The following is a 22,319-nucleotide window of genomic DNA, read 5'->3' as shown; positions in this document are numbered from 1 at the left end:
CATGAACCTTGGCGCCCGATCCAGCGATGACCCTGCCGCACAGCCTCTGCGCAGCGATGCCGAGCGCAACCGCGCGCGGATCGTCGCCGCCGCGCGCACGGTGTTCAGGCGTGACGGCCTGCATGCCTCCATGGCTTCCGTGGCCCGCGAGGCGGGGGTGGGCATCGCCACTCTGTTCCGCCGGTTCCCGACGAAGGAGGACCTGGTCGCCGCGGTCTTCGCCGACCGTATGGACGCCTACGTCGACGCGGTCGGCGTCGCCCTCGACGACCCCGACCCCTGGCGCGGTCTCGCGGGGTTCATCGAAACCGCCTGCGCGATGCAGGCCGCCGATTACGGCTTCGCCGACGTACTGACCATGGCCTTCCCCACAGCCAAGGCTCTGGAGGAGCGCCGAGACCAGGCGTACGAGGCCGTTGTCCAGCTCATCGGCCGCGCCAAGGCCGCAGGACGTCTGCGTGAGGACTTCAGCCCCGAGGACCTGGTGCTGGTGCACATGGCCACTGCCGGCGTCGTCAACGCCACCGGCGACGCCGCTCCCGACGCCTGGAAACGCGTCGTCGCCCTGATGCTCCAGTCCTTCGAGGCCCCCGCCCGCGGCCCCCTGCCCGACCCGCCCGAGCCCCGCGCCCTCTATAAAGCCATGCTCCGTGCCAGTCAGGAGTGCTCCGCCTCGCCGGAACCAGAGAGGAAGGACTGAAGGGCCACGTCCGCCCGACTGCGCATCGTGAGCGTGAGCCGAGCGCGTGCAGTCGGGTGACAGTCAGTGTCCAGCGGGTCGTTCCTGTTCGTGGGTAAGGCTGGGTCCGGGTCGTGGAGGCGGCGCAGGCCACCAGATGGAAGGCCCTTCGCCGATTTCGAGGCGACGGCGACGCGCTGGGGTTCGACGGACGACTTCCCGGAGGCGGCGCGCACCGCGCTCGCCGGCACCCGGTTGCGGGCGAACTTGCGCCGGGCGACCGGCACCATCCGCGACGAGCGGCCGGCGGTCGCCGCCGAACTGGAGGATCGGGAGGAGCGCGGGGCGGCGCCGGGGTCGTGGGCTGTTGGCGTGCGGGTGCCGGCCCTGGCGTTCATCGGCACGTCAGTCAAGGTGACCCAACATCCGATGTATTGGAGAGCTCATCGCTGTCCTCTGCTGCTTGCCGGGCGCAGTCGACGCGGGCAGTTCTTTTCTCATCACGCCAGGAGGGGCTGTCGAACTGCCGGTGGACGTCACATGAGTTGGTGCTGCAGCCCTCTAGACATCCGATCTATGCCGTGGCAAAGATGACGTGCCCTTCGGAGGACTCGAAGAGGTTGCACTTCCCCTCGTGTCGAACACCCATGGCTGGGAGATCTTGCCGTGACCCATGCATCCCACCCGCAGCGAAGAAGTGTCCTGAAGCTGGGCGGCGCCCTCGCCCTCGCACCCCTGATCACTCACCTGGCCGGCGACACTCCTGCGGGGCCGGCCTTCGCCGCCACTTCCGCCGCGTCGGCGGCCGTCCGGTGGCCGACCCTGTCGCGCAGGGCGCTGAAGTACTCGGTCCCCGCCCTGGACTGGCAGTCGCAGGCTCTGCCGATCGGCAACGGCCGTCTCGGCGCCATGCTGTTCGCCGACCCCGACCAGGAGCGCATCCAGTTCAACGAGCAGAGTCTGTGGGGCGGGGTCAACAACTACGACAACGCGCTCGCGGGCAAGCCGGACAGCGCTTTCGACACCAGCATGACCGGCTTCGGCTCGTACCGGAACTTCGGCGACGTCGTCGTCACCTTCGCCGACCGCGCGAAGGTCACGGCCCCCGGAGGGCCGTACCGCACCTCCTCGTCGGAGGGCGTGGAGAAGTCGTACGACGGGAACGCGAGCACCAAGTGGTGCATCGACGGGCCCGGTTCGAGGGTGCAGTGGCAGGTCGAGCTCCCCGAGCCCGTCGCGGTCGCCTCCTACCGGCTGACGAGTGCCAACGATGTGCCCCAGCGCGACCCGCAGGAGTGGACGCTGTCCGGTTCCGCCGACGGCGCCGACTGGACCACGCTGGACAGCCGTACTTTGGCGGCGCCCTTCGAGAGCCGTTTCCAGACGAAGGAGTTCACCTGCGCCACCAGCGGGTCGTACCGCTTCTACCGGTTCGACTTCGTCCCCAAGGCCGGGGTCAGCCACTTCCAGGTGAGCGAGATCGGTCTGTCCGGCGTCGACCTCGGTGGCGCCGCGCTGTACCTGTCGTCGCCGAGCGGGCACTCCGAGGGATCGGGTGCCGGGGCCGGGGCCCAGGCCATGGACATCTCGTGTTCGGTGGACCGCGATCCGGCCACGGTCTGGCGGGTCGATGCTGCCGCACCGACGGTCGTCTGGCAGGCCGACCTGCCCCGCGCGGTCGCCGTCACCGCGTACACGCTGACGGCGGCCCCGGACCGTCCGCAGGACGACCCACGGCGATGGACGCTCGAGGCGTCACAGGACGGGCGAGCGTGGGTGACCCTCGACACGCAGAACCCCGGCGCGCCCTTCGCCGACCGCGGTGAGACCCGGACCTTCCGGATCACCAACAGCACCGCCTACCGCACCTACCGGCTCACGTTCACCCCCGGCGGGTCGTCCACCGGCTTCCAGATCGCCGAAGTCGCCCTGGAAGGCAGGGGTTTCGACACGCGCACGCAGCGCGCGTTCGTCGACTACCAGCGCGCCCTGGACTTCGTAGACGGTGTCCATGTCACCCGGTTCGGCGCGCCGGGGCAGCGCGTCCTCAGGGAGGCATTCGCCAGCCGGTCCGCGGACGTCATGGTCTTCCGGTACACCTCGGAAAGGGACCGGGGACTCTCCGGGGCGATCTCCCTGACGTCCGCTCAGCAAGGCGCCCCGACGACCGTCGACGCCGCCGCCCGGCGGATCGCCTTCCGCGGTGTCATGGGCAACGGCCTCAAGCACGCGTGCACCGTCCAGGTCGTGCACACCGACGGCGACCTCCGCGCCGACGGAGCGGCCCTCCGGTTCAGCGGCTGCACAAGCCTGACCCTGCTGCTCGACGCCCGCACCGACTACAAGCTCGACGCAGCCGCCGGATGGCGCGGAACCGATCCCGAACCGGTCATCGCCAGGACACTAGACAAGGCGGCCGCCCGCTCCTACAAGGAACTGCGCGAGGAGCACACCGCCGAGATGCGCGCCCTCATGAACCGCGTCTCCGTCGACTGGGGCACCTCCGACGACGCCGTCATCGCCCTGCCCACCAACGCCCGGCTCGCGCGTTACTCGTCGGGCGACGAGGACCCGACCCTCGAACAGGCGATGTTCGACTACGGCCGATACCTGCTGATCAGTTCCTCGCGTCCGAACGGCCTGCCCGCCAACCTCCAGGGCCTGTGGAACGACAGCAACTCACCAGCCTGGGCCTCCGACTACCACACCAACATCAACGTCCAGATGAACTACTGGGGGGCCGAGACGACGAACCTGCCGGAGTCCCACGAAGCACTCATCGAGTTCATCAGGCAGGTGGCGGTGCCCAGCCGAGTGGCGACCCGCAACGCCTTCGGAAAGGACACACGCGGCTGGACCGCCCGCACCAGCCAGAGCATCTTCGGCGGCAACGCGTGGGAGTGGAACACCGTCGCGAGCGCCTGGTACGCACAACACCTTTACGAGCACTGGGCGTTCACCCAGGACATGAAGTACCTCCGTACCGTCGCGTACCCGATGATCAAGGAGATCTGCGAGTTCTGGGAGGACCACCTCAAGGAGCGCGAGGACGGACTCCTCGTCGCGCCGAACGGCTGGTCCCCCGAGCACGGGCCGCGCGAGGACGGCGTCATGTACGACCAACAGATCATCTGGGACCTGTTCCAGAACTACCTCGACTGCGAGGCCGCGCTCGAGGCCGACCCCGCCTACCGGGCCAAGGTCGCGGACATGCAGGCACGCCTCGCGCCGAACAAGATCGGCAAGTGGGGCCAACTGCAGGAATGGCAGGAGGACATCGACAGCCCCACCGACATCCACCGCCATACCTCACACCTCTTCGCGGTCTACCCGGGCCGCCAGATCACCCCGAAGACACCCGACTTCGCGGCCGCCGCCCTCGTCTCGCTCAAGGCCCGGTGTGGCGAGAAGGACGGCGTCCCGTTCACGGCCGCGACGGTGTCGGGTGACAGCCGCCGCTCATGGACCTGGCCCTGGCGGGCGGCCCTCTTCGCCCGCCTCGGCGACGGACACCGCGCCCAGATCATGCTGCGCGGGCTGCTGACCTACAACACGCTGCCCAACCTGTTCTGCAACCACCCGCCCTTCCAGATGGACGGCAACTTCGGCATCACGGGCGCCGTCGCGGAGATGCTCCTGCAGAGCCACGACGACGTCATCCACCTGCTGCCCGCCCTGCCGGACGCCTGGAAAGCCAGGGGTTCCTTCGCCGGGCTCCGTGCCCGCGGCGGCTACGAGGTCAGCTGCGAATGGCGGGACGGGAAGGTCACGTCCTACAAGATCGTGGCCGACCGGGCACGGAACCAGGGGAACATCACCGTGCGGGTGAACGGCGCCGACAGGAAGGTGAAGCCGGTCAAGTCCTGAAGGCGGCAACGCGGAGACGGCGGCCGCGGGACATGACGGCGAACACCGTCCGTTCTCGTCCCGCGCCGTTGCCGTTGCCGTCGCCGCCGCCCTCGCCGTCGTCGGCACGGCCGGTCTCGCGACCGTGTCCTGCCGATCGGTACAAACACGTCGCGTCCGGCAATCGTGCGGAACCTCGTTGCTGGCAAGGACGGAATCAGTCAGCAGGATGCCGTGAAGCAACCGCCACAGAGCGGCCGGGTCGGCCGGATCCGACGTTCGTCCGGTTGACCGAACGAGCCGCCGACCGGGTTCCTGCGCGGCGTCACGCGGTGTGCGGTTGTGGAGAGCCGTCGTTGCCGGCCTCGGTCTTGGGACATCCTGAGGCGGTTTCAGGCCTTGGTCGTGTGCTTGAGGTGGGTGTCGAAGAAGGCCTCAATGCGTAGCCATGCGTCAACAGAGGCTTCTGGGACAGGTCCGAACCCGGCGACGCGGTACAGCGGGTGCAGCAGGCGCGGGCCGAATTGTTCGGCGTTGAGGAAGGCGTGGCCTGCCTGTGGGTACTCCTTCACGTCGTGTACGACGCCGAGCCTGTCGAGGGCGGAGTCGAGCTTCGCCGCCGCCCCCTTGAGCGGTCGATCGCGGCCCCCGTAGCTGGCGACGATGGGGCAGGCGCCGGCCAGGGCCTGGTCCATGTCCTTGGGGAGCCCGCCGTAGTTGGCGGACGCGGCGTCGAAGATGCCGCTGCCTGCCGCCATAAGGGCGAAGGACCCGCCCATGCAGAAACCGATGATCCCGACCGCGCCGGTGCAGTCGGGGTCATCGACGAGGTAGGTTCTCGCGGCGGCGATGTCCTGGTAGGCGCGGCCGTGACCGGACAGCGCGGCCCGCATGGTGGGTATCAGACAGCGCCGTGCACCTCCGTCCGTGTACAGGTCGGGCATCAGGGTCAGATATCCGGCGCTTGCGAGCCGCCGCGCCTGTCGGAGCATCTCGTCATTGGCACCCATGACCTCGTGCACGACCACGACACCGGGCCATGGGCCAGGTCCGTCCGGCCGGACGAGATGCCCGGTCAGCCGCTTGGAGCCGCCGACCGGGGCGCTGAGGTCGGTCAGGGTGACGGAAACGGGATCTGGCACGGCATCCTCCGGACGGCGACATGGGGTGGTGTGGTGTGGGTGAGGCCGATGGGTCACGTGGCAAGGGCAGGCAGGAACTGTGCCGAGTCATGGTGAGTGGATCCAGTCCCAGGCGCACCACAGCCGTAGCGCCACACCGAGTACGTACGCCGGGTCAGCCCGCTGCCCACCAGCACCCGCACCTGCTGGCCGGGCCGCACCCTCAGCCCGGCGAGCGAGTCGCCCTCGATGCGTGGCCGGCGCATACGCGTGGCGACCGGCTCGGTGGCCGTGACGGTGCCGCGCAGCATCAGCAGGTCGAGGACGGGGTCCAGCAGGGCGGGCATGGTGGGCTCCAGGGGGAGAGCGGCAACAAGGCGACGAGCGAAGTGAGTTGGCGTCAGGTGGACGCCGGGAAAAGCGACACTGCGTGTTCCAGGCCGTCCCGGACGCGATAGAAGGCGAGCCGCCCCTGGCCATCACGTCCGGGAGCGGCCTGGACCTGTTGCCGCCATCGCATGTTGAGCGCACCGGCAGGCGGCAGAGGCACCTCGCAACAAGGCGCCGGTCGGAGGTTACGGACGTACAGGTTCCCGAGTTCACGGAGCGCGTGAGCGCGACCAGCGGGGCCCAGGTGCCGACTGGCGCCTGGTCACCGAACCGAGCTCAGTGGCATGACCCTGTAGTACGTCGGCACTGCGATCACCGCGACCGTGACGTGCATCAGGAGCAGCGCCACCACCCCGGTCACCTCGCCCTCGCCGAACAGGAAAAAGTCCGGCACGAAGGACAACACGACGACCGACGGGACGAGTCGGCGGAGCAGCCGTTCGGGATCGGGGGAGAACCTGCGGACGAGGGCCCACCCGACGGATCCTCCCAGCACTCCCAGCGCGGTCATAAAGACGTACCTCGAGGGCTCCAACTGGCTGAAGTCGTCCGGTGCACCGAGCGCGTGCGCCAGTACGGCGATCAACGCGTTCATCAGCGAGGACAGCAGGAAGGCGACGAACACACCTCCCGCCACCATGATCGGAGCCCTACGGGAGGGGAGCGTCTCAGAGACACGGGACATGGCAACTCCAAATGGATGTGAGGGACATTGGTCAGTTCTCGGGGCTACTGGTGGCATTCACTTGTTGAAAGAGACGGCGACGTCGACGCCGTCACGCCTGCCGGCTGCGCGCCGTGTCGTAGCCACGAGGTAGTGGACGGCAACGGCCAAAACCAGCAGCGCGGTCCAGTTGTTCAGGCGCAGGCCGAGGATGTGGTGGGCCTCGTCCACCCGCAGGTACTCGATCCAGAAGCGACCTGCGGCGTACGCGGCGGCGTACAGCGCGAACGCCCGCCCCCGGTCGAGACGGAAACGGCGATCCGCCCACAGGACCAGGGCGACCACGCCGAGACACCACAACGACTCGTACAGGAACGCCGGGTGATAAGTGGCCAGGTTCGGGGTGTCCTCAGGCCGGTGCGCGGGGTCGATCTCCAGGGCCCAGGGGAGGGCGGTGGCCCGCCCGTAGAGCTCCTGGTTGAACCAGTTGCCCCAGCGGCCGATGGCCTGCCCCAGTGCGATGCCGGGAGCGACGGCGTCGGCGTACGCGGACAGCGGAACGCCGCTACGGCGGCAGCCGATCCAGGCTCCGACGGCACCACCGGCGACGGCGCCCCAGATACCGATACCGCCGTCCCAGATGAACAGGGCCTTGACCGGATCACCACCCTTGCCGAAGTACGGCTCGCTGGAGGTGATCACGTGGTAGAGGCGGGCGCCGAGCACGCCGAAGGGGACCGCCCACAGAGCGACGTCCGTCACGACGGTCTTCTCTCCGCCGCGTGCGGCCCATCGACGGCCACCCAGCCACACGGCGGCGGCGATGCCGAGGATCAGCATGAGTGAGTAACCGCGCAGCGGCAGCGGCCCCAGCTGGACCTCACTGACGGACGGGCTGGGAATGAAGGCCAGGGTCACGAGTAGTTCCTCACAAGGGGCGGTTGAACAGCAGGCCATCGGCTGCGGGGCCGATCGTCGCCGCCCGCGCCCCTCCCGCACATCGACCGATCGACGCGCCCTTCCTCCACCGATCGGTGGACCCGCCCCGCTGGTCGGCTGATTCTGCCGCTGCGCGGCTGCACCTACTCTGTAAGCCATGGCACTGCAACAGGTGTGGGACCGGCAGCGGTGGAAGACCATGGGGCAGCACGCCTTCTTCGTCACCGTGCTCGCCCTGTCCGTGCCGGGTGCGCTGGCCGGGGCGAACATGACGACCGGCGCCGCGCTGTCGCGGATCGGTCCGGCAGTGGGGCTCGCCCTTTGGTATGCGTACTGGATCGCGCTGCGCGGTGGCGCCGACCGCCCGCCGCTGCCCTACCTCGTCGGGGCCTTGTCCGGGTGGGCGGTCATGGCCACGGTGGACCCCGCGTTCCTCCCGGTCGCCATGGCGGTACTGAGCCCGTACTGGCTGCGGCGGGCCTGGTGGTCGGCCGGCGGGGTGCTGGTGCTGGGCGCCGCCTGGTCGTGGCAGAGCCTCACCACGGACGGCTCCGTCGACGTGCGGGCGCTCACGGGATGCGTACTTGGTACCGCCGTGGCGGTCACGATCACCTGCTACGTCGCGACCCTCGATCACGAGAGTCACAAGCGGCAGCGGCTCCTCGACGAGCTCACTGCCACCCAGGCCGAACGCGCGGCAGCGGAACGCCAGGCGGGTACCCTGGCCGAACGTCAGCGCCTGGCCCGCGAGGTCCACGACACGCTGACCCAGGGGTTCGCCTCCATCGCCATGCTGCTGGACGCCGCACGCGACGACCTGCCACCCGACTCCCCTGCGGCCCGCCGCGTCGAGCAGGCCATGCGCACGGCCCGGGACAACCTCGCAGAGAGCCGCCGCCTCGTGCACGCTCTTCGCCCGGCGCCACTGGACCGCACGCACCTGGCAGAGGCGGTCCGTGAACTCACCGCCCGGCTCGCGGAGGAGACCGGCACCGAGGCCTACACGGTTGTGACCGGCCGCCCGGCCGCCCTGCCTCCCAGTACCGAGGGCGAGTTGCTGCGGGTCGTGCAGGAGGCACTGACCAACGCCCGGCGGCACGCCCGCGCGATCAGTGTCTCGGTCACGCTCTCGTACCTCGGCGATGTCCTGGCGATCGACATCCAGGACGACGGCACCGGTTTCGCACCCGTTGCCCGGCATACGGGCGTTGGCCTGATCACCATGCGGGAGCGCATTGCCGCTTTGCACGGCACGTTCGCGGTCGAAAGCTCCCCCGGCGAGGGCACGACCGTCGCCGTCACGGTGCCGCTCCCGGTCGAGCCTTCCGCCTCCGACCCCTCAGCCGTGTCGGGCACCGAGCGGATGGCCACAGCGTCATGAGGACGTCGGCCGGTCCCACGATCCGAGTCCTCCTCGCCGACGACCACCCCGTGGTCCGTGACGGGCTTGCCGCCATGCTCTCCACCCAGCCCGATTTCACGGTCGTCGGCGAAGCCGCCACCGGCGCCGAGGCACTGCGCCAGACCGCCTCACTCGCACCCGACGTCGTGCTGATGGACCTGCAGATGCCCGGCATGGACGGCACGACCGCGACCGCCGCCATCCGTGCCGCCCACCCCGAGGTGCGGGTACTCGTCCTGACCACCTACGACACGGACGCCGACATCACTGCCGCCGTCGACGCCGGCGCGGTCGGCTACCTGCTCAAGGACACCGGACGACACGAGCTCTGCGAGGCCGTTCGGACCGCGGCTCGGGGAGGCGCGGCACTGTCGCCCACGGTGGCCGCCAAAGTCCTCGCCCATATGCGCGGCGACCCGGGCGCCGGCTTGTCCGGCAGGGAGCTCGAGGTCCTGTCCGCCGTGGCCCGGGGGCAGAGCAACAAACAGATCGCCCGCGCCCTGCGCCTGTCGGAGGCCACTGTCAAGACCCATCTGCTGCACATCTACGCCAAGCTCGACGTCCGCGACCGGACCGCCGCCGTCACCGCCGCACTGGGCAGGGGAATCATCCGCATGGACTGAAGGCCTTGCTGAAGGCACAGAGGCCTGGGGCAGTCCGGTGGGAGAGAGGCCGAGGAGGTCACGGCGTCGCGCCGCCCGGGAACACGAAGCACCCCACAATCGTGGGCTCGGCAGCCGGGCCGGCGAGACCGAGCAGAACGCCGGCGATAGTTGGCCATGTGCAGCCGTGGTTGGCCTGACCGCACCAGCGGCGTGCGATGGGGCGGCGCCCGCGCCGAGCGCCGCCCCATGCCGGAGTGGGCGGTCAGAAGATCGGCGTCTGCGCTTCGATCTCGCTGATACCTTCCTCCATGGTCAGCGACGGCAGCACGCGGACGCGGTTCCACTGGGGGAGACGAGCGTCCATCAGGAAGCGGTCGACGTTCTCAACCTTGTCGGACTGTACGACCGCGACGATGGTGTGCTCACGGTTGACGAAGGGGCCGGCCACGACGTCGACGCCTGCCTTCTGGGCGAGGTTCGGCAGGTCAGGGGCCGTCTTCAGCATCAGGTCGCGCGTCGCCGCGTTGGCGGTCGGACACACTTCCGGATCGTGGGTCGCGAGCAGGACGAAATGCATCTCAAGGCTCCCTTCCACTCGAGAGACCCTCGATCTCAGGCCAAGCCGCCCGGAGACGCTCCGCGACAGGCGATCCGGACTGAAGGTCTAAGCAAGGGGGACGGACCTGGACGCACTTTAAGTCTAAGTAGCCGTCAAAGTAGCCATGGTGAGGGTCATCCTGCATGTTTGCGCAGGTCATAGCGTTGTGGAGATTGTCCCGGCGTACAGCCTGACTCGTCTGCCGCTTTTTATTTCCGCAGGTCAGAGGTCATGTTTTCTCGCTGAACAAACTGTCCGGGTCGAATCCGGGTCGAATCTGGGTTGAATTCAGGTCCGCGTATTGTCCGCCCTGTCTAGCTGGCGGGTGGGCGGACAGGGCATATCGGGCGACTGGTTGATGCGACGGCCGTCGGAAGGCGGCGGACAGGGGCCGGGAAGCCTCGGACGAATCGGGAGTATTGTCCGGCGCGTCCCCTGCGGTACAGCCGACGGATCCATGGGGGAGCTCTGGGCACTCATCGGCAAGTCCAAGCACGCGGCACGGGTTCCAGGCCCGCTCCGCCTTCTGTCAGCGGCGATTAGAGACTTTCCCACGCACGGCCAGCTCGATTCCCCACATGGCAGTCACACTCAGTAGCCTCGGCGCTGGCTTGCGGACCTGGCGAATACAAGGGGCTGCGATCGTGTCACGTACCTGGTGTCCATCCGGGGAGTTGGTCTCCGCACACGGTGTAGACCTGTGGCCTCGCCCCGGCCGGGTCTTCGCCGCTGCGCGCTCGCACTCCGTCGCTCAGTTCGCCACGGCCATCGATCTCGCTTTTGGCCGCCGGGACTGGCTCACGTGCACCTGTTCACGTTGTCCGACGGCATACGGGTCAGCCCCCTGGACTGGTGGGACGACGAGGCCCTGGACGGCACCGTTGACGGCCATGCCGCCAAGCTGAGCAGGCTGCAGGCCGAGGAGCAGTTCGCGCCGATGCCGAAGCGGCCGACCCGCGGGCTCAGCGAGCCTCCGATCCTGCCGTGGTGGGGCGTGCCGCCGCGTGCGGTTCCGCAGAGGTCCGCGAGCCGGCCGACCCCGGCGTTGAAGTGGGTACCTGTCCGTCGGCTTGGCAGCTCTGGAAACCCACGCGGCGGCACGCCCCCGGTCGATCAGGGAAGCGGCTTCAGGCGGCCGTCGCAGATCTGCCGTCGCAGCAGGAACTTCTGGATCTTTCCCATGGCGTTGGCCGGGATGGTGTCGGCCAGGTACCAGTGGCGCGGTGTCTTGTGCGGGGCCAGGGCGGCACGCAGGTGGTCGTGGAGTTCGGCGGCGGTGGGCGGGTCGGCGGGGTCGGTGGCGTTGATGACGGCGGCGACCTGCTCGCCCCAGGCCGGGTCGGGGAGGCCGAGTACGGCGGCCTGTTGTACCCGGGGGTGGGTGCCGAGCGCCGCCTCGATCTCGGCGGGGTAGATGTTCTCCCCGCCTCGGATGATCATGTCTTTGAGGCGGCCGGTGACGGTGACGTAGCCGCGCTCGTCCATGACGCCCAGGTCGCCGGTGTGGAGCCATCCGTCGCGGTCGATGGTCTGGGCGGTGGCCTCGGGAAGGTCGTGGTAGCCGAGCATGACCTGGTAGCCGCGGGCGCAGATCTCGCCCGGCTCTCCCACGGGCAGCGGATCGGCGCCGGCGGGGCCGGTGATTTTGACCTCGACCTGCCACAGAGGGCGGCCGGCGGTGCGGAGTTTGTCTTCGGTGCTGTCGTCGGGGCCGGTCTGGGTGACGGAGGGGCTGAGTTCGGTCTGCCCGTAGAGGGTGGAGAAACGGGCGCCGAAGCGGCGCTCGGTCTCCTCGACCAGTTCCGGGGGCACCCGGTCGCCGCCGGACAGGACGGTCGCGCAGGCGCTGAGGTCGTAGGAGTCGAATGTGGGGTGGTTCAGCAGGGCGGTGAGCATCGCCGGGACTCCGGCGAAGAAGGTGGCCCGCCACTTCTGCAGCGCCTCCAGGACCAGGGTGGGCTGGAAGACCTGGACGAGTACGAGGGTGCCGGTGGCGGTGGCCACGCCAAGCACGGTCAGGTCGCAGCCGGCGGTGTGGAACAGCGGCAGCGCGCTGCCCCAGACCCCGTCCCGGGAGAATCCGGCGCGGGCGGCCACGAAGGTCGCGTTGGTGACGAGGCCGCGGTGGTTCAGGACGGCGCCCTTGGGGGTGCCGGTCGTCCCGGAGGTGTACTGGATCTGTGCCGCCGCACCGGGGTCGACCCGTGGGAGCGGTGAGGGGGCGGTGCCGCGGACCTCGGTGAGCCAGCCGGTGAAGGAGACCCGCTCGCGCAGGCGGGGAAGACGCGGCCCTATCCGCTCCACCGCCGCCGCCATGTCCGTCTCCCGGAAGGAGTCGGTGAGCAGTAGTCCCACGGCACCGGACTGGGAGAGCACGTGCTCGAGTTCGGCGTCGCGCAGTGCGGGGTTGACGGTGACCAGGACCAGCCCGGCCAGGGCTGCGCCGTACTGGAGGATGACCCATTCGGGGATGTTCGGGGCCCAGACGGCGATGTGCTCGCCCGGGGCGAACCGAGCGGTCAGCCAGGACGCGGCGTGCTCGGCGTCGTCCAGGAGCTCGGCGTAGGTCCAGGTGCGGTCGGTGCGGTCGGCGCCGGACAGGGCGGCGCCCGGCGGGGCGATCTCGACCAGCGCCAGGCGGTCCGGGGCGGTCGACGCGGCGCCTCGGAGCACCTCCCCGATGGTGAGGTCGAGGACCGGGCGGGTGGTGTCGGCGGGCAGGTACGAGCGGGTCAGCGGTTCTTGCATCGTCACTCCTCCAGGTCTTGCGCCGTGGGGACCGGGCCGCCGCCGTCGGGAATCCAGCGGCCCGAGTCGCGCCACTTGACCGCCTCGTGGAAGCCGTGGGTGGCGGCGAACTGCTGGAACCAGCGGCCCTCCGGTGAGTGCCGGGTGATGCCGTCGAAGAGCGTGGCCAGGACCTGGGTGCCGTGCAGGCCCATGTTGTCGTACGCCTGGTTGATCATCAGTTTCTGCACGGCGAGCTGGTTGACCGGCACCCCCGCGATCCGGTCGGCAAGCTCCTCCACCCGCGCGTCCAGGTCCCGCGGTGGCGCGGCGTCCAGTACCAGGCCCCAGTCGGCGGCGGTCCGGCCGTCGATGGTGTCGCCGGTCAGCAGCATCCGCTTGGCGCGCTCGGCGCCCAGCCGGTACACCCACATCGCCGTGGTCGGGCAGCCCCACACCCGTGCGGGCATGTAGCCGATGCGCGCGTCCTCGGCCATGACGACCAGGTCGCAGGACAGGGCGATGTCGCTGCCGCCGGCGACGGCATGGCCGTGCACCTTGGCGATGGTGGGCTTCAGCGACCGCCACAGGGTGAAGAAGTCGTCGGTGAAGCCCTTCATCCAGGCGAAGTCCTTGATCGGATCCCACACCGGGTTGCCGTCGGTGGCGCCCTGGGTGCCCTGTCCGTCCTCGGCGGAGATCTTCAGGTCGTATCCGGAGCAGAAGGCCCGGCCCGCCCCCTGGAGCACGATGACGTGCACGTCGGGGTCGTCGTTGGCGCGCCGGACGGCGGCGGCGATGTCACCGGGCATCCGGAAGTCGATCGCGTTGAGCCGGTCGGGACGGTTGAGGGTGAGGTAGGCCTTGCGGTCCTGCACCTCGTACAGGACGGTGGACTGCTGATCGTCGGTCATATGAGCTCCGTATTACTGCGGAATGCGGTGGTCGGTCAGAAGGTCTCGCCGTGCTCGGCTTTCTCGCGCAGCAGGGCGTTCGGGGCGAAGCGCTCGCCGTGCGCGGCGGCGAGGCGGTCGGCGCGGGCGACGAAGGCCGGCAGGCCGCCGGGGTAGCCGTTGATGTACTGCAGGACGCCGCCGGTCCAGGGCGGGAAGCCGATCCCCAGCAGGGATCCGATGTTGGCGTCCGCCGTGCTGGTCAGTACGCCTTCGGCGACGCAGTGTGCCGCCTCGACGGCCTCGGCGAACAACAGTCGTTCGGTGAGTTCGTGCAGGTCGATTCCGGCGGGGTCCCCATGTGGGGGAAACGCCGTGACGAGTCCCGGCCACAGACCGGTCCGGGCGCCCGAGGCGTCGTAGTCGTAGAAGCCGGCGCCTCGGGCGCGGCCGGGTCTGCCCAGCCTGGTCATCGTCTCCGCGACCGCCTCGGCCGGGTGCGCGCGGTAGTCGTCGCCGTCTGCGGCGCGCTTCTCGTCGCGGATCCTCAGCAGCAGCTCCAGGTTGAGTTCGTCCGCCAGCTGCAACGCGCCGACCGGGTAGCCGGCCCGCCAGGCGGCCTGCTCGACGGTCGCCGGGGCGATGCCCTCGCCGAGCATGGCCAGGGCCTCGTACACGAACGTCCCGATGACCCGGGAGGTGAAGAATCCGCGGCTGTCGTTCACGACGATCGGTGTCTTGCCGATCTGTGCCGCGAAGTCCAGAGCCCGCGCCAGGGCCTCGTCACTGGTCCGCTCACCGCGGACGACCTCCAGCAGGGGCATCCTGTCGACGGGCGAGAAGAAGTGCAGGCCGACGAAGTCCTTCTGCCGGTTCACCCCTTCGGCCAGGCCGCTGACCGGCAGGGTGGAGGTGTTCGAGCCGAGCAGCGCGTCGTCGGCGACCACCCGTTCCGCCTCGGCGAAGACGGCGCGCTTGAGGGAGGCGTCCTCGAAGACCGCTTCCACGACCAGGTCGCAGCCGGTCAGATCGGCGTACTCGGCACTCGGCGTGATGCGGGCGAGGACCTCCTCCCGTCCGGCCTCGCTCAGCCGCCCGCGTTTCACGGAACTGTCCAGGAGCCTGCGGGAGTAGTCCTTGCCACGTTCCGCGGCCTGAAGGGAGATGTCCTTGAGGACGACGTCGATGCCGCTGCGCGCGCAGGCGTAGGCGATGCCCGCGCCCATCATGCCGGCACCGAGCACGGCGGCCTTCGACACCCGGCGTCTTGGCAGGTCCTTCGGGCGTGAGCCGCCGGCCTTGATCGTGTTCAGGTCGAACCAGAACGCCTGGATCATGTTCTTCGCGGTCTGGCCGCGTGCGATGTCGACGAAGTAGCGGCCCTCGACTCTCAACGCGCCGTCCAGATCCAGCTGGGCGCCCTCGACGGCGGCGGCCAGGATGTGGTGCGGGGCCGGCAGCGGCGCTCCTCTGAGCTTCTTGCGCAGGGTGGCGGGGAGGGCCGGCAAGGTCGCCGCGAGGCCGGGGGATCCAGGGGCGCCGCCGGGGATCGCGTAGTCGGCCGCGTCCCAGCGCTGTACCGAGTGGGGGTGCGCGGTGATCCAGGCGCGGGCCTTGTCGAGCAGTTCCTCGCGTGTCGCGGCGAGTTCGTCCACCAGCCCGAGCCGTACCGCCTCGGCCGGTGGGTACCGGTTGCCCTCCAGGAGGACCTTGGTCAGGGCGTCGACGACGCCGAGCAGGCGGGTGGTCCGCGCCACGCCTCCTCCGCCCGGCAGCAAGCCGAAGGTGACCTCGGGCAGGCCGAACCTCGCGTGAGGAGTGTCCAGCGCTATGCGGTGGTGGCAGGCGAGCGCGAGCTCCAGGCCGCCGCCCAGGGCGGAGCCGTTCAGCGCCGCGACGACCGGCTTGCCCAGCGTCTCCAGCGTCCGCAGCCATCCTTTGACCTGTTCGATCTGCGCGGAGAACCGGGGGGCGTCGCTGTCGGTGACCCGGATCAGCTGCCGGAGGTCCCCGCCGGCCAGGAAGGAGTCCTTCGCGGAGGTGACGATCACGCCGGTGATCGTGTCCTTCTCGGCGGTGAGCCGTTCGACGGCCGCGGCGAGCGAGGCGCGGAAGGCGTCGTTCATGGTGTTGGCCCGCTGTCCCGGGTCGTCCAGGGTGAGCGTGACGACGCCGTCGGTGCTCTGCTCCCAGCGGATGGCGTTCGGGTCGGTCATGCGTGTGTTCCCGCTTCCTCGGCGCTTTCTTCGGTGGCCGGCCGCCTGATGTTTCGGTCAGAGGCGTTCGACGACGGTGGCGACGCCCATGCCGCCGCCGGTGCACAGGGTGGCCAGGCCGTAGCGCATGCCGCGCCGCTCCAACTCGTCGATGAGGGTGCCGAGGATCATCGCCCCGGTGGCGCCCAGCGGATGGCCCAGTGCGATCGCCCCGCCGTTCACATTGACCCTCTCGGGCGGTACGTCCAGGTCGCGCAGGAACTTCAGCACGACGGCAGCGAACGCCTCGTTGACCTCCCACAGATCGATGTCGCCCACGGCCAGCCCCGCTTTGGCGAGCGCCTTGCGCGCGGCCGGGGCGGGAGCGGTGAGCATGATCGTCGGTTCGTCGGCCACGGTGGCCGTGGCGACGATCCGGGCGCGTGGGGTGAGGCCGAGGTCGCGGCCGGCCCGCTCACTGCCGACGACCGTCAGCGCGGCGCCGTCGGCGATCGCCGACGAATTGCCGGCGGTGTGGACGTGGTCGATCCGCTCGATCCAGTGGTACTTCTGCAGCGCCACGGCATCGAAGCCGCCCTGCTCACCGATGCCCGCGAACGACGGCTTCAGCGCGGAGAGCGCGGCCGGGCCGGTGTCCTGCCGTACCGGTTCGTCGCGGTCCAGAACGATGTGGCCGTTGACGTCGCGGACGGCGACGAGTGAGCGGTCGAACAGGCCGTCCGTCGCGGCCTTGGCCGCCCGGGCCTGGGACTCGACGGCGAACGCGTCGACGTCCTCGCGGCTGAATCCCTCGACGGTGGCGATGAGGTCGGCGCTGATCCCCTGCGGCACGAACGAGGTGCTGTAGGCCGTCTCGGGATCCGTCATCGCCGGTCCTCCGTCCGCGCCCATGGGCACCCGCGACATCGACTCGACCCCGCCCGCGAGGAAGAGGTCCTCCCAGCCGGAACGGACCTTCTGTGCGGCGATGTTGACCGCCTCCAGCCCTGAGCCGCAGAAACGGTTCAGTTGGAAGCCCGCACCCGAGGACTCGTATCCGGCGGCCAGCGCGGCGGTCCGGGCGAGGTTCGCGCCCTGGTCCCCGACCGGCGAGACCACGCCCAGGATCACGTCGTCCACCCGCAGCGGATCGAAGCCCGGATTGCGTTTGCCCACCTCGTCGAGGAGACCCACGACGAGGGAGATCGGTTTGACGGTGTGCAGTGAGCCGTCGTTCTTGCCGCGCCCGCGCGGGGTGCGCAGCGCGTCGTAGACGAACGCTTCTGCCGGACTGCCCATGGTGGCCGCTCTCCTGTCAGTACGTATGCCGGCGAGTGGTCCGGCCGTGCGTGCGGCGTCGGGGCAGCGCAAGGGCCGTGCTTGACTGGAAGTCACACAGTCGCTGCCGGTGCCCGACGGTGACAGGCCGCGGGCGTCTGGTGACCCGGCAGGCGATGTCGAGCGCTCAGCTCGTGGGTGCGGTCGATGCCCCGGTCGCAGGGCGGCTCGACGTGGCACGTGCCCCGTGTGCGGCACGCTCCGTCAGCCGTCCTTCCTGCGGGCCGGCGGCAGCTGGGAAGCCTGGGGATTCGGTGAGCAGCGGCCGTACGATCCGGCCCCACCGCTCCAGCAGTTCGTCGCGGTCCGTGTCCTCCCGGTACAGCACGTCGGAGATCGCCAGGCCGCGCAGCAACTGCACGGTCAGCTCGGCAATCGCCGGGTAGGCAGGCGAGGTGGTGAGCTCGGGGCCCATCACCTCGTCGACCACCCGGTACAGGTCCCGGCGCGCCGTCCCCTCGGCGTGGCGCAGCACGTCCCGCAGCCGTGGGTTGGTGCGGGCCACCGCCCACAGCTCCATCTCCGCGCCGAACGAGGGCCCGCACATGACGGACCGGAGCACGCGCAACGAGCGGGACAGTGCGTCACCGTCCGGTGAGGCCGCCGCCAGTTCCTCACGCACCGCCCGCTCGTTCCGCGCCACGAGTACACCGATCGCCGCCCCGAACAGGTCCTCACGGGTCGGAAAGTGATGCAGCAACGCACCCCGGCTGACACCGGCCCGCCGCTGCACCTCCAGGGTCGTCGTCGCCGCGACGCCCACCTCGATCAGCGACTCGACCGCCGCGCCCACGATCTGCGCCCTCGTGGCGTCGCGCTGTTCGTCACGCCTGGTCATGGCCTCCACCTTTCACGGTCAGCCTTGACTGCGAAATGAGCATCTCACGGTCAGCCCTGACTGTGAAGAGGTGAAGCGTCTCGGATTCCCCCTCCTCGTTGCGGGCACGGAGGGCGACCAGCCGGGAAGGCGGTGTGCCGAGGCAGACCTGCTTCGAGTTGCTGCCGCGTGCACTGTGGGACTGGGCGTTCGTCCTGCCCGGGCCAGAGCTGCACATGGCACCCCCGGACGTGCGGCTTGCTGTGCGCTGGGTGGGGAAGGCGTCCCGCCCGCTGCCCGACCTGATGGATGCGGCCGTGATGCGGGCCGTGTTGCAAGTCCTCCAGTTGAAACAGGACGGTACGGTTGCAGCCGCCGAGTACCGCTGCCACCGATCCGGGACAGCATCCCTGGCGGCCGCGACGTCGTCCTGCCCAGAAGGGCCATCCACCGCACGCAGCAGCGCCTCACGCGCGGCCGGCCCCGGTCAGCGCCGGGAAGTTGGCGAGGTGGTCCGGGCGCTTGCGCGCGGCGCCGACCGCTGGCGGATGAGCTGGTCGGTCTCGGAGCTCGAGCCGTACGTCATGATCTCGACCAGCGCGCGGACGTTCTCCGGCGACGGGTCGCTGTAGCCCTTCAGAAGGACCTTGAAGCCCTCGGAAGGACAGCCGCCGGGCATGAACCCACGACCCGGACGACCGAGTGGCCCGCGCTCAGTACCGTCTTCTTTGTCACCAAACCCCGCCAGGAGATCAACGTCTGGACCGGCACCAACTACCTGACAGCCTCGGTCTACCGGCGGGCCGGGACTCGCTTCGGGAAGCGGCAGCTCAGCGACCGTGGCGTCGAGATGGCCTCAGCCGTCGCCACCCAGGTCTGGGAGACCGAGCGCAACGGTTTCACACGAACCCCCGTGCCTGCTCTGCTATCCGCCCCTACCGGCCTGATCGTCAACCCTCCACGCGAGCACGGAACTTGACGGAGCCCTGGCGGCGATCTCCCGGTTGGTGTGTCGGTGTGCCACGAGCCGCAGGATGTCCGTCTCGCGTGGGCTGAGGGAGACGGCGGGAGCCCCGGCGGCCGGTTCGGGACGAGGCAGGAAGGCGGTCAGACGGCGGGCGACCGAGGAGTCGAGCTGGGTGACGCCCGCGTGCGCCAGACGGACCGCGTGGGCGAGTTCCTCGGCAGGCAGATCCTTGAGGAGATAGCCGTGCGCGCCGGCCCGCAGCGCCTGCACGACGTACTCCTCGTCGTCGAACGTCGTCAGCATCACGACCCGGCACTCGGGCGCCCGTTCACGCAGGACGGCGACCGCCTCGACACCGTCCGTCCCCGGCATCCGGACATCCATGAGCACGACGTCCGGCTCCATCTCCAGAGTCCGCGCCACAGCGTCCCGGCCGTCCACGGCGGTGCCGACGACCTCGATGCCCGGCCAGATGGAAAGCAGGGAGGCGATGCCGTCCCGGATGAGCCGCTGGTCGTCCACCACCAGCACCCGCACGGGCGCCGCCTGGTCAGGCTCCTCGTCGTTCATGTCACCGCCCCCCGTCCACCGAGAACTTCGCCGTCGTCCCGCGCGGGACCGTCACCGTCACCCGGGTGCCGGCGCCCGGGCTGCTCTCGACGTCGACGCTCCCCGCCACCAGATGTACCCGCTCCCGCATGCCGAGCAGCCCGAACCCGGCGGCGGTCGCCTCCGGTGCGAAGCCGCGACCGTCGTCCGTCACCTCCAGCCGCGCGGCGCCCCCGGCCAGCCGGACCGCAACGGTCACCTGCGAGGCCCGCGCATGGCGGCACGCGTTGGTCACGGCCTCCTGCGTGGCCCGGTACAGCGCGGTCAACTCGGCCCCGCCATGACCCTCCTCGTCGCCGCTCACCTCGACTGGCACGCGACCCCTGAGCTGAGGTGTTGCGACGACCACTAGAACGGAAGACCTGGGGCCTCAGCCATGGAGCGGGTGACGAGAACCGAACTCGCGCTCTCCGCTTGGGAAGCGGCGGCGCTTGGGGGCCTCGTATGCTCTGACCTGCGCCGATTCGCTGTACTGCTGCAGACATGGCGGTCTGATGAAACCGCTGTTGATCGGGTTGTCCGCTCTGAAGGGCACGCTACGGGCACGAAAAGCTCGTAGGCGGCAGGTTGCGGCAGGCGGTTGTCGAAAGCGAGCTGTCTCATGCGGGTGCCGTCGATGAGGCGTCGGAACGTGGACAACGCATGCGCCCGGGGCGTCAGGTGCCGGGTACCCGGCGAGTGCCGAGACACGAACCTTCTGTGTCGAGCCTGAAGCTGCAGCAACGCCAGCCTGCACCGGGAGGTTCCTTGCTGTCTCAACCGGTTCCCGCCAGGTTCACATCTGGTCCGGACCGGTCAGTCGCCGCGTGCCATGGCGATCATTCCTCTGAGGTCGAGTCCGGCTTTCGTGCCGCCGTCACAGAGGATGTCCACGCCGGTGAGGTAGCCGGGCTTGTCGCCCGCGCAGAACGCCAGGAGCTCGGCAATCTCTTCGGGGCGACCGTAGCGCTTGAGCGCGGCGTAGCCGGTGAGCTTGCCCGAGCCGCTCTTCTCCTCGAGCCGCCCCATCGCGGTGTCGAAGCTGCCGGGCGAGACGGAGAGCACGCGGGCGCCTTTCGCGCCGAACCGGGCGGCGATCTGCTGCGAGTACCAGATGACGAAGTTCTTGCTGAGCGAGTACGCCAGACCGGGTCGCATACCTTTCGGTGCCCGGCTCGCGCCAGCGGCGAGCTTCGCCGTGAAGCGGTCGCGATCGGTCAGAGCAAGACGGAAGATCCGCTTGGGGATGACCAGCCGCGGCGTCATGTGCCCGGCGATGGAGGCGAGGTTGACCAGCGCGAATCCCTCGGTGGCGACCGCGAGGGCGGCTTCGTGATGTTGACGGTGCCGAGCGCGTTGATCCGGATGATCTTGTCCGCGGTGCCCATCTGCGGGCTGATGCCCGCGGTGTGCACGACCGCCCGCACGGAGCCTTCGCGGTCGGTCTGCTGGAACAAGGCCTCGACCGAGGCTCGGCTGGTGATGTCGCAGGCGACCGCCGCCGCATCGACGCCGTGGTCGCGCAGTTCCGCCGCCGCAGCGTCGAGGCGTTGCCGGTTGACGTCGGTGATGACCACGCGGTGATCGCCGCCGAGAATCTTCGCGGTCGCGAGCCCCATGCCCCCTGCTCCGCCGGTGACGATCGCTGTCTTTGTCATTCGTGCTCCATCGCGGTATTTCCCGACCGTAGCACCGGGGCAGCCCCTGACCTGCGAACTCCAGCTTGATGGCGAGGTGGATCGTCGCTTTCCGGGCAGCCCGCCGGGGGCCGGTACGTATACGTAGGTGTCGACGGCCGGCGCCGGGCGGTCGCGGTGGACGGCAAGTGCCTGCGCGGCGCACGCCGACCGGACGGCAGCCGGGTTTTCGAGCTGTCCGCCGTCCGCCACGGCCGTCGGCATCACCCTCGCCTCACGCGAGATCAGCGCGAAGACCAACGAAATTCCCGAGTTCGCGCCCTTGCTCGATCAGATCGACGACGCCGACCTCGCCGGGACGGTTGTCACCGCCGATGCCCCGCCCGCCCCACGCGACCACGCCACCTACCTGCACGAACGTGGCACCCACTACCTGCTGACCATCAAGAACAACCAGCGCGGCCAGGCCCGCCGAACTCCACGCTCTGCCCTGGAAGAAGATCCCCGTGATTCACCGCGACGACGACCGGGGCCACGGCCGCCACGAACAACGACTCGTGCAGGTCGTCACCGCCGACGGCCTGCTCTTCCCGCACGCCGCCCAAGTCCTGCGCATCCAACGCCGCCGTCTCTATGGAGCGAAGAAGTGGTCCAGCGAGACCGTCCACGCCATCACCGACCTGCCGCCGAGCAGGCAAGAGCAGCCGAGATCGCCTCCTGAGCTCGCGGACACCGGACCATGGGAAACACCCCCCACCGGGTGCGAGATGCCGTCTTCGGAGAAGACAAACCCCAGGTCAGGACCCGTAACACGCCGGCCGTGCCCGCCGCCGGACGCCGAGCCCACACCGAACGCCCACGCGTCCTCACCCTCCACGGCATCACCTGACCAAACCGGACGACCCGGGCAAAC

19 protein-coding genes and 1 pseudogene are annotated in these 22,319 nt (G+C 69.7%); 6 read left to right on the top strand and 14 right to left on the bottom strand.

The features are described 5' to 3' along the window. Position 1: 1 nt before the first annotated feature. Positions 2 to 700: a helix-turn-helix domain-containing protein gene (locus tag AB0I98_RS24080; protein ID WP_362944959.1), complete on the top strand. Its 699-nt coding sequence runs from the start codon at positions 2 to 4 to the stop codon at positions 698 to 700. Between the two features lie 645 nt (positions 701 to 1,345). Further along, positions 1,346 to 4,546, top strand: a complete 3,201-nt coding sequence (locus AB0I98_RS24075) for a glycoside hydrolase N-terminal domain-containing protein (protein WP_362944957.1) — start codon at positions 1,346 to 1,348, stop codon at positions 4,544 to 4,546. Positions 4,547 to 4,917: 371 nt separating this feature from the next. Here AB0I98_RS24075 and AB0I98_RS24070 read toward each other — a convergent pair whose 3' ends face one another. The 4 genes and pseudogenes from AB0I98_RS24070 to lgt all read right to left on the bottom strand — a co-directional run bounded on the left by AB0I98_RS24070 (position 4,918) and on the right by lgt (position 7,618). Then, positions 4,918 to 5,667 carry a dienelactone hydrolase family protein gene (locus AB0I98_RS24070; RefSeq protein WP_362944955.1) on the bottom strand — a complete coding sequence of 250 codons (750 nt, stop codon included), beginning with the start codon at positions 5,665 to 5,667 and terminating at the stop codon, positions 4,918 to 4,920. Positions 5,668 to 5,792: 125 nt separating this feature from the next. Next, a pseudogene (locus AB0I98_RS24065) lies at positions 5,793 to 5,993 on the bottom strand (siderophore-interacting protein); the annotation flags it as partial. A 305-nt stretch (positions 5,994 to 6,298) separates the two neighbouring features. After that, positions 6,299 to 6,721 (bottom strand): DUF6069 family protein, encoded by a 423-nt coding sequence (locus AB0I98_RS24060; protein WP_362944953.1) that lies wholly within the window; start codon positions 6,719 to 6,721, stop codon positions 6,299 to 6,301. A gap of 57 nt (positions 6,722 to 6,778) precedes the next feature. After that, positions 6,779 to 7,618, bottom strand: coding sequence for a prolipoprotein diacylglyceryl transferase (gene lgt / locus AB0I98_RS24055; RefSeq protein ID WP_362944951.1), 840 nt, complete (start codon positions 7,616 to 7,618; stop codon positions 6,779 to 6,781). 178 nt (positions 7,619 to 7,796) lie between these two features. Between lgt and AB0I98_RS24050 the strand changes: the two genes are divergently transcribed. Continuing rightward, a complete protein-coding gene (locus tag AB0I98_RS24050; RefSeq protein WP_362944949.1) occupies positions 7,797 to 9,020 on the top strand; it encodes a sensor histidine kinase in 1,224 nt (407 codons plus the stop codon). Further along, the gene (locus AB0I98_RS24045) at positions 9,017 to 9,664 is read left to right on the top strand and encodes a response regulator transcription factor (RefSeq protein ID WP_362944947.1); all 648 of its coding nucleotides are present in this window, start codon (positions 9,017 to 9,019) and stop codon (positions 9,662 to 9,664) included. The genes AB0I98_RS24050 and AB0I98_RS24045 overlap by 4 nt, the downstream gene beginning before the upstream one ends. 244 nt (positions 9,665 to 9,908) lie before the next feature. On the opposite strand, the gene AB0I98_RS24040 is transcribed toward AB0I98_RS24045, so the two are convergent. The 6 genes from AB0I98_RS24040 to AB0I98_RS24015 all read right to left on the bottom strand — a co-directional run bounded on the left by AB0I98_RS24040 (position 9,909) and on the right by AB0I98_RS24015 (position 18,235). Beyond that, on the bottom strand, positions 9,909 to 10,223 hold the full coding sequence (locus AB0I98_RS24040) for a hypothetical protein (protein ID WP_362944945.1): 315 nt from the start codon (positions 10,221 to 10,223) through the stop codon (positions 9,909 to 9,911). Positions 10,224 to 11,357: 1,134 nt separating this feature from the next. After that, positions 11,358 to 12,992 (bottom strand): AMP-binding protein, encoded by a 1,635-nt coding sequence (locus AB0I98_RS24035; protein WP_362944943.1) that lies wholly within the window; start codon positions 12,990 to 12,992, stop codon positions 11,358 to 11,360. Between the two features lie 2 nt (positions 12,993 to 12,994). Beyond that, complete coding sequence (locus tag AB0I98_RS24030) at positions 12,995 to 13,885, bottom strand: crotonase/enoyl-CoA hydratase family protein (RefSeq protein WP_362944941.1); 891 nt, start codon at positions 13,883 to 13,885, stop codon at positions 12,995 to 12,997. A gap of 35 nt (positions 13,886 to 13,920) precedes the next feature. Continuing rightward, positions 13,921 to 16,080 carry a 3-hydroxyacyl-CoA dehydrogenase NAD-binding domain-containing protein gene (locus tag AB0I98_RS24025; RefSeq protein ID WP_362944939.1) on the bottom strand — a complete coding sequence of 720 codons (2,160 nt, stop codon included), beginning with the start codon at positions 16,078 to 16,080 and terminating at the stop codon, positions 13,921 to 13,923. Between the two features lie 57 nt (positions 16,081 to 16,137). Beyond that, positions 16,138 to 17,358, bottom strand: a complete 1,221-nt coding sequence (locus AB0I98_RS24020) for an acetyl-CoA C-acetyltransferase (protein WP_362944937.1) — start codon at positions 17,356 to 17,358, stop codon at positions 16,138 to 16,140. Between the two features lie 166 nt (positions 17,359 to 17,524). After that, positions 17,525 to 18,235: a TetR/AcrR family transcriptional regulator gene (locus AB0I98_RS24015; protein ID WP_362944935.1), complete on the bottom strand. Its 711-nt coding sequence runs from the start codon at positions 18,233 to 18,235 to the stop codon at positions 17,525 to 17,527. Positions 18,236 to 18,369: 134 nt separating this feature from the next. Between AB0I98_RS24015 and AB0I98_RS24010 the strand changes: the two genes are divergently transcribed. Then, the gene (locus tag AB0I98_RS24010; protein WP_362944933.1) at positions 18,370 to 18,846 is read left to right on the top strand and encodes a hypothetical protein; all 477 of its coding nucleotides are present in this window, start codon (positions 18,370 to 18,372) and stop codon (positions 18,844 to 18,846) included. A gap of 293 nt (positions 18,847 to 19,139) precedes the next feature. Here AB0I98_RS24010 and AB0I98_RS24005 read toward each other — a convergent pair whose 3' ends face one another. The 4 genes from AB0I98_RS24005 to AB0I98_RS23990 form a co-directional block, all read right to left on the bottom strand. Next, the gene (locus tag AB0I98_RS24005; RefSeq protein ID WP_362944931.1) at positions 19,140 to 19,751 is read right to left on the bottom strand and encodes a response regulator transcription factor; all 612 of its coding nucleotides are present in this window, start codon (positions 19,749 to 19,751) and stop codon (positions 19,140 to 19,142) included. A 1-nt stretch (position 19,752) separates the two neighbouring features. Beyond that, entirely contained in the window at positions 19,753 to 20,106 is a 354-nt protein-coding gene (locus tag AB0I98_RS24000) for an ATP-binding protein (RefSeq protein WP_362944929.1), read from the bottom strand. A 479-nt stretch (positions 20,107 to 20,585) separates the two neighbouring features. Next, positions 20,586 to 21,035, bottom strand: a complete 450-nt coding sequence (locus AB0I98_RS23995; RefSeq protein ID WP_362944928.1) for an SDR family oxidoreductase — start codon at positions 21,033 to 21,035, stop codon at positions 20,586 to 20,588. Next, a complete protein-coding gene (locus AB0I98_RS23990) occupies positions 21,032 to 21,427 on the bottom strand; it encodes an SDR family NAD(P)-dependent oxidoreductase (RefSeq protein ID WP_362944926.1) in 396 nt (131 codons plus the stop codon). The genes AB0I98_RS23995 and AB0I98_RS23990 overlap by 4 nt, the downstream gene beginning before the upstream one ends. A gap of 127 nt (positions 21,428 to 21,554) precedes the next feature. Between AB0I98_RS23990 and AB0I98_RS23985 the strand changes: the two genes are divergently transcribed. Next, complete coding sequence (locus tag AB0I98_RS23985; protein WP_362944924.1) at positions 21,555 to 22,127, top strand: transposase; 573 nt, start codon at positions 21,555 to 21,557, stop codon at positions 22,125 to 22,127. The last annotated feature ends 192 nt before the right edge of the window (positions 22,128 to 22,319 follow it).

Source organism: Streptomyces sp. NPDC050211 (genome assembly GCF_040656035.1).
In the GTDB taxonomy this organism is placed as follows: domain Bacteria; phylum Actinomycetota; class Actinomycetes; order Streptomycetales; family Streptomycetaceae; genus Streptomyces.
The sequence above is the reverse complement of the archived record's forward strand: the minus strand, read 5'-3'. Positions and strand labels throughout refer to the sequence as shown.